Below are 7,306 nucleotides of genomic sequence, written 5' to 3' on the forward strand. Positions count from 1 at the left end.
GGCGACGATTACGGGCGACGATTACGGTTTACGATTTCCTCCGGTCATTCCCTTCTCTGAGGTGTTGCATCAGCACAAAATAAGCACTCGCCGTCCACGAGTAGGCGCGATCCCGCAGCGGAGCGCCCGTGTCGGCGGCAAAGTTCTCGGCGAATCCGGCAACGCGGCAGTTGCCGATAAAATCGTCGGCGATTTGCGACGCCAGTTTCGCTTGCCCCATCCGCCGCAGACCGTCGCAGGCGAGCAGCGTGTAGGGCGCCCATACCGGGCCGCGCCAGTAGCCGTCGCGTTCGTGAAGCGGACTTTTCAGGGTTTCCGTGGCCAAGCCCGCAGCGCAGCGAAAGCGGGAGATGGCTTTTACGCAGGCCTTTTGGTTGGCCGCCGGCAGGCGGTCGCCGAGCACCACCGTCATCCACGGCTGCAAGGCGTCGCCGGGTTGGGGGAGTGCGCCCTTTCCCGGCCGGATCGCGCGGGGCTCGCCCGCCCGCCAGTGCAGGGCCAGATGCCGCTTCAGCAAGCGTGCCGACTCTTCGCGCCAGAGTGTGGCGTCCGCGCGACGGCCAAGCCGCTGCGCAACTTGCGCCAGGGCATCGAGCTGCAGCACCAGATACGCGGCGATATCCGGCGTGGCCAACGGCATGCCGAGGTTCATGATGGTGCTGTTGTCCGCGCCGGTGTCGTTGCCATGATGAATTTCCGGCAACCCGTCGCCATCCGAGTCGCGCGCGTTGAGCCACCAACGCGTCCAGCGGACAAGCATCTCGTAGGCTTCGCGCAAACGGGCCGTTCCAGGATCGGCCCACTCGATCATCCGCGCCAGGGTCCAGCCATGCACAGGCGGCTTGACGAACTCCCAGCCATAGCTCATGGGATTGTAGCTGTCCGGGAAACAGCCGTTGGCGTCTTGATGGTCCGCAAACGCCAGGAATTGATCCCAGGCCAGGTCCGGATGGCGGCCGGCCATGGCGAGCGCGTTGAAGCAATGGTCCCAGCTCCAGACCCGGTTCATGCCGTGCTTGGACATCAGCATCACTGTGCGTGTCACGAGTCCGCGCGGTGGCGCCAGGCAACTCCACAGGATGTAGCCGGCCAGGGCACGGGTCTCTTCGTGACCCGGCAAGGCGGCCGGAAAGGGTTTCAGAAATGCGGCGAATTCCGCGCCGCGCCGCGCCACCACGTCGTCGAACAGCTCGCTGTGCGAGATTGCCGGCCAGGTGGACTGCATCGCCTCAACCGCCAGTTCCGCCCACTCCCCCTTGCGCGGAACCAGTTCGATCACTCCACGCTCAACCCGCTCGCCTTTCCACGGCGCATCGAGTGTCATACGTCCGGCCAGGCGCGTGACCGCGAACTGACTTTTGACCCAGGTCAGCGAGACTTGGATACGGTCGGCGTTGTGCGCAAAAATCACCGCGCTGCAGCCCTTGAGGTGTTGGAGCGCCAAGCGGGCCCTGCCGTCGCGCACGCGCAGACGCACGGCACCACCGGCCCCGAAAACGCATTCCAGACGCGCTCCATTGCCCTGGAGCACGGTCAAGGCCGGCGAACTCGAAGGCGGCGCATTGACCACGCTGCCCTTGGAATCCAGCAACTCGATCCCGAACGTGGAGCCATCCCGCACACTATGGCAGGTGCGCAGGTAGAATCCGGGCGGGGTGTAATCAATTTCACGAGAAAGTGAGAGCCAGGAATCCGGGACAGACGCCGGCACCACACGGGGGTCAAAGATGCAGACTGGCGGAACCTTGTTTTTGTTCATACATTTTCTCAGAACTTTAATGGCTCGTCGCCCGTGGGCATTACCGGGTAGTCTGGCATGCCGATATTCTGGCAGAGTTCAGAGATCTTGAACGGGCGATGTTTGGCCATGGATTGATTGGCCGCCGCCCCGACCAGGATGGACCAGGCACCGGAACGCTGATCCGCCGCGCGTTTGTACGGATCCGCTGGCGGCGTGTGGCTGAAGACGTCGCGGACCAGCGGTTCGTCGCCGCCGCCATGGCCGCCTTCCGCCTTCCACAGCTCGACAGTATAAGCCGGCTTGCGGGTCGGATAAACGCGGATGTAGGTGTCCGCGCTCTTGATCGCGCCTGGAACGCTTCCGTCGCCATTGATATACACGGTCTCCTGGCACATGTGCTCCAGACGCCCCTTGGTGCCATTGAAGGCGACCGCATACCCCTCCCATGGATTGAATGCATTGAGGGAATAGGACATCTTGGTCCCGCCGGCATAATCCACCACCACGTTCATGCTGTCTTCGATGTCGATTTCGGGACTGAAGACGCAACGGTCGCGGAAATAGCCGTCGTACTGCTCGCAGTCGAGGTAGCACTCAGTAAGGCCCTTGTTGGCGGCCAGGTCGAGACCGAACGGACACGTCCCGAATTCCGGGCAGCCGCGGCACCGTTCCTGACGCCGGGTCAGGCCAAGCCGATCCGCCGTTTTCGCGGTGTAAAAGCGGCGATGTCCGGAGGCGTACACGCGTTCCGGCACGTCGGAGAGCCACCAGTTGACCAGATCGAAGTGATGCGTGGCCTTGTGCACCATCAGGCCGCCGGAGTTGGCCTTGTTGCGGTGCCAGCGGCGGAAGTAGTCGGCTCCGTGGTAGGTGTCGAGCATCCAATGGAAATCCACGGAGAGTACTTCGCCGATGGTTCCTTTCATCAGCAGGTCCTTGATTTGGGTGCGGGGTGGGGAGTAACGGTAGTTAAAGGTCACCCTGACCTTGCGGCCGGTCTTCTTCTGCGTGTCGATGATGCGCTGGCATTTCGTCCCGTCGGTGGTCATCGGCTTTTCGGTGATCACATCGCAGCCGAGTTCCATGGCACGGCAGACATATTCATCGTGGAAGGCATCCTTGCAGGTGACGATGACGGTGTCCGGCCGTGTTTCCTTCACCATGCGCTCAAAATCCGTGTGGGCGTATAGCGGCACCACGAGGCCCGTCCCGCCGTCTGCCGACGTCCACTTTTTCACCCAGCGGTCCATCATGTCGAGACGGCCTTTGTTGTTGTCGCACAGACCCACCAGGCAGGCTTCCCCGGGAAATCCCTTGGCCGCCGCCTCCGTGTACATAAAGGCGCGTCCACCCACTCCCACCTGCACGTATCGCTTTTCTTGTTTGCTCATCGTCTTCCTTCTGCTTGATGTTTTTCTTGAAAATAATTAACGACGGTTCCCAATGCTGAATCTCCCAAGCGCGCCCCAGTGTGTCGAAACAGCGTCCGCAATGCAATCATTTTTTGTTGTTTTTCTTGTTGACTTAAGTTACGCCATGGTGAAATAATTCAACACAGCTTCGTAGAACCACTCCTTTTTCCCAATTACCGGAATGGGGTTATATTAAAAAAGGAAAATGCGTATGAAAACGAGCTGCGGAAGGTGGGCGGTTGTTCGTCGGTTGTCGAGTCTGGGTTGTGGTCTTGGAGAAAGCGGAAGGTTGATCTCGCTGTCGCTGGCGGCTGGAATGTTCCTGGCCGGGACGGCGCGAGGGCAGACGGAGATATTCGTGGTGCCGCCGGGAACGGCCAGCGTGACGCCCGAGGAGCCCTACGCGCCCTGGGCCAAAGCGGCCACCAACATCCAGACTGCGGTGACCTTCGCCAAGAACAATTCCATCGGCACGGTCACCGTGTCGAACGGCACATACAACATTACCAGTGAGATACTGGTTGCAGGCCCCATCACCCTGCGCAGTTTCGAGGGCGGCTTGAGCGGCGCATCGAATACGGTCGTGCGGCGTAGCGGTTCCGGGACCATGCGCATCTTCAACATCACAGACGCCAATGCCGTGCTTCAGGGCCTGAGCTTCACGAACGGCTACGGTGTAGCAGGAGCTGGAGTGTCTATGGCCGGCGGGTTGGTACGGGACTGCATTATAGCAAACAACGATGCCCTGGCCAATAACGGTGGTGGCGTCTACATGAATGGGGGCACGGTTTCTAACTGTATCGTCAGGTCGAACAGGATGGGGGTTAATAATAATTCCGCGGGGGATGGCGGCGGGATTTATGCGACAGGCACGAGCAAGATCTTCAATTGCCATATCTTGTCGAATAGGGCTGGTGTCAATAAAGTTGAGAACGAGGGTGGAGGTGTCTTTGCGGGATCTTCGACCGTCATACGCAACTGCCTGATCGCCGACAATAGGACGTGGCGTCGTGGCGGCGGCGTGTACACTAGCGGCCGGATCGAGAACTGCACGATCGTCGGAAACTGGATGTACGGTACTAGAACAGACAGTGCGGGCGGCGGGGTTTATATGACCGGCGGGTCTGTCAGTAACAGCATCGTTTACTTCAACGCTATTACGGCGGAAAGCACCACCGGCTATACGAATATCTACGCCGCGGCGGGCGTCGGCTACACCTGCACCACCGGCCCCGAGTTCTCAGCAGCCAACGGCAACACCGCGGGCGACCCGCTGTTTGTCAATCGGTCCGGCGGCGACTACAGCCTGCAGGAAGACTCGCCCTGCATGGATACTGGCGCGAACCAGGACGACTGGATGGTCGGCGCGACGGACCTGGCCGGCAACGCCCGCAAGCAGTGGGGGGGCGTAGCCGACGGTAAGGCCAAGATCGTGGATATGGGCGCGTACGAGGCGCCGACACCGCCGCCGGCCGCGACGATCATCCTGCTGCGGTAGCGATTTGGATGAGACCGAGCCCCAACAACGCGGTGGAGGCGACGGGATACCGCCGCCTCATCGCTGCCGTTCTCGTGATTTACCTGTACGAAGTCTTCAAGCAAGAGGCCGCAGGAGACAGTCACGCGCCCAGTCACACGCCCATGGGCGCGAGAGGGTAAAAGGCAAAGTGTGCCTCCGGTGTGCCGTTGGCCAGATTACCGTCACAGGATTGCAGGAGCTTGCCGAGCAGTTCGGCCCGTTTCTCGGGATGCGCGGCGGCAAGGTCGCGTTCTTCCCGGTAGTCGTCCGTAAGCCGGTAGAGTTGCAGGGTGAAGGCTTCGCGCAGGTCATCGAGTGACGCGCCGAAGGTGCCGAAGTCCAGGATGCGGTTTCGGCGGACGAAGGTGCGCAGCTTCCAGCCGTCGCGGGTCACCAACGAGGGTCCGTAGTGGCTGGAGTAGACGATGTGGTCGTGCTCCGGCGCTTCGGGGTCTCCCCGCAACGCGGGCAGCAGGGAGAGGCCGTCGGTGGCGCCCTGTGGCAGCGGAATGCCGGCGAGATCGGCGACGGTCGCGAGCATGTCGAAATTGGCGATCAAACGTTCCGAGATGGACCCGGCCGGCACGCGCCCCGGCCAACGCGCCAGGAAAGGCACACGTGTCGCGCCTTCCCAGTTCGAGGTCTTCAAGCCGGCCATGCCGTCGTTGCCGTCGAGTATGTCCCCGCAACGGTCGCTGTGAAACTTCGTCGTCACATCGTCGAGCCACGCTTCGTCGAGGGTCTGGCGGGCATAGCAACGCCCAGGCTGCTCGTAGCAGGGCCAGTGGCCGTTGTCGGACGTGAAAATCACCAGCGTCCGCTCTTCCAGCCCCAGCGTCCGAAGCGTGTCCAGAATCAGGCCGACCGTACGATCCAGCCGCAGAACCATGGAGGCATATTCCTTTTCGACCCGCGTCAGGGCGGGATTATGGGCCACCTGCGGGTCGAGGTCCGGAAAATAGACCGGTCCGTGCGGGAGCTGCGTCGGGTGATAGAGCAAGAAGGGCTTCTCCTGGTGCCGGCGCAGGAACTCGACGATCTTCGCATCGTACAGATCCTGGGAATGCACAGCCCGGCCAACGGCATTGTGTTCCACCTCGCCGTTCGGGAAAGGTCCGTAATGGCCCTTGCCGAACGTCGGATCCGTGTTGCCGGGAATATCCACGCGTCGTCCGTCTTCAAAGACATAGGGCGGATAGAACCCGTGGCACTGCCCATGATCGTAGTAGCCGTAGTGATAATCCCAGCCGTGACGGCGGATTTCGCGGTCACAGGTGGAAAAGCCCCATTCGAGTTTGCCGATCTGTCCGGTGATCAGACCAGCCTGGCGGGCGATTTCGGCAAGAAACAGATCGCCCTCGCGTGGACGGATGCCGGTGTTGCAGAGCAGTTCCTCGATTTGCGCCTGCGTCTGGCGCCCGGCCAGATACTCGTTGTAAAGCCCCGACCGGTTGAAGGTCCATCGGCCGGCATGCGAATCGTGGACACCGGTCAGGAGGGCGGCGCGCGCCGGCGCGCACAGGGCGCAGCCGTAGGCGCGCGTACACCGCATCCCTTCGGCGGCCAGGCGGTCTATGTTCGGCGTACGATAATGGCGCTGGCTGTAGCAGCTCAGCATGCCACGACCCAGATCATCCGCGTAGATAAATACGATATTCGGTTTCGTGTTACTTCCCTTTCTTCTCATCCTGACGCTTGGCTTCCGCCCGTTTGAGTCCGATGGTAACCTCGGCCGGCTTGACCTCGTCTTTCACAAGCGCTTCCAGTTTGGCGTTCAGCTCCCGCACTTTTTCCGGGTTATCCTTGGCCAGGTTCTTCTCCTCGCCGATATCCGTCGCCAGGTTGTACAGTTCAAACTCCTCGCCGGACTCCAGCGGCTTCTTTTGAGCATTAACAGGCTTCAACAACTTCCAGTCCCCCATGCGAATGGCACGGGTGCCGCCGAAATCCAGCAGAATCGCGTCATGCGGCGACTTCGCCCCCTGTGTGATGACCGGCCAGATATCCTTGCCGTCGAGTTGGCAGATAGGCGGGCTCGAACGCGCCAAGATGCCACTTTCCGCTGATGGCCGTTTCATAGCCGGCCTCCTTCAGCGCCTGCGCCAAGGTCCGTTCTTCAAGCGGCAATCCCCACTTCGAGCCCAGGGAGGGAATCACTAAATTAACACCGGTATGCGCGGCGTAGCGGCTGGTCATCAGGCACGCGCGCGTTGGCGAACACACCGGCATGACGTAGAACGACTCGAACACGGCGCCTGCTTTGGCCAGTTGGTCCAGGTTCGGCGTCATCCGCGACGCGTCATTCGGGGTCTTCTGTAATCCCAGGACCCCCGTGAAGCCGACATCCCAGATTCCGAGATCGTCGGTGAGAATGAAGAGAATGTTAGGCTTGACGGCATTTACCGGAATGACTTTCGCTCCCGGCTCGCCCGCAGCCCAGACCAGTTGTGGCAGCCCGGCCGCCAGCACACCCAACCCAGCTAATTGCATGAAGTCACGTCGGTTCATTTGAGATCCTCCTCTTCAGCAAACATCAGCTTCTTTTTCGGTGGACGAGAACGGGCGACGATTACGGGCGACGATTACGGTTGACGAGGAATTACTCTCAATCGTCAACCGTAATCGTCGCCCGTA

The 7,306-nt window shown here is 61.0% G+C and carries 6 protein-coding genes; 1 reads left to right on the top strand and 5 read right to left on the bottom strand.

Annotation, left to right across the window (positions count from 1 at the left end; translation table 11 throughout):
* Window positions 1-28: 28 nt before the first annotated feature.
* Complete coding sequence (locus FJ222_11195) at window positions 29-1,759, bottom strand: hypothetical protein (protein MBM4164986.1); 1,731 nt, start codon at window positions 1,757-1,759, stop codon at window positions 29-31.
* A gap of 8 nt (window positions 1,760-1,767) precedes the next feature.
* Window positions 1,768-3,132 (bottom strand): Gfo/Idh/MocA family oxidoreductase, encoded by a 1,365-nt coding sequence (locus FJ222_11200; protein ID MBM4164987.1) that lies wholly within the window; start codon window positions 3,130-3,132, stop codon window positions 1,768-1,770.
* A 226-nt stretch (window positions 3,133-3,358) separates the two neighbouring features.
* On the opposite strand from FJ222_11200, the gene FJ222_11205 reads away from it, so the two are divergent.
* Window positions 3,359-4,651, top strand: a complete 1,293-nt coding sequence (locus FJ222_11205; protein MBM4164988.1) for a right-handed parallel beta-helix repeat-containing protein — start codon at window positions 3,359-3,361, stop codon at window positions 4,649-4,651.
* A gap of 133 nt (window positions 4,652-4,784) precedes the next feature.
* Here FJ222_11205 and FJ222_11210 read toward each other — a convergent pair whose 3' ends face one another.
* The 3 genes from FJ222_11210 to FJ222_11220 are packed head-to-tail and all read right to left on the bottom strand — an operon-like array spanning window position 4,785 to window position 7,180.
* Window positions 4,785-6,359, bottom strand: a complete 1,575-nt coding sequence (locus FJ222_11210) for a sulfatase (protein MBM4164989.1) — start codon at window positions 6,357-6,359, stop codon at window positions 4,785-4,787.
* The gene (locus FJ222_11215) at window positions 6,340-6,750 is read right to left on the bottom strand and encodes a hypothetical protein (GenBank protein MBM4164990.1); all 411 of its coding nucleotides are present in this window, start codon (window positions 6,748-6,750) and stop codon (window positions 6,340-6,342) included. Before FJ222_11215 ends, FJ222_11210 begins: the two co-directional genes overlap by 20 nt.
* On the bottom strand, window positions 6,635-7,180 hold the full coding sequence (locus tag FJ222_11220) for a twin-arginine translocation signal domain-containing protein (protein ID MBM4164991.1): 546 nt from the start codon (window positions 7,178-7,180) through the stop codon (window positions 6,635-6,637). The genes FJ222_11215 and FJ222_11220 overlap by 116 nt, the downstream gene beginning before the upstream one ends.
* Window positions 7,181-7,306: the final 126 nt, after the last annotated feature.

It is taken from the genome of Lentisphaerota bacterium, assembly GCA_016873675.1.
Taxonomy (GTDB): domain Bacteria; phylum Verrucomicrobiota; class Kiritimatiellia; order RFP12; family JAAYNR01; genus VGWG01.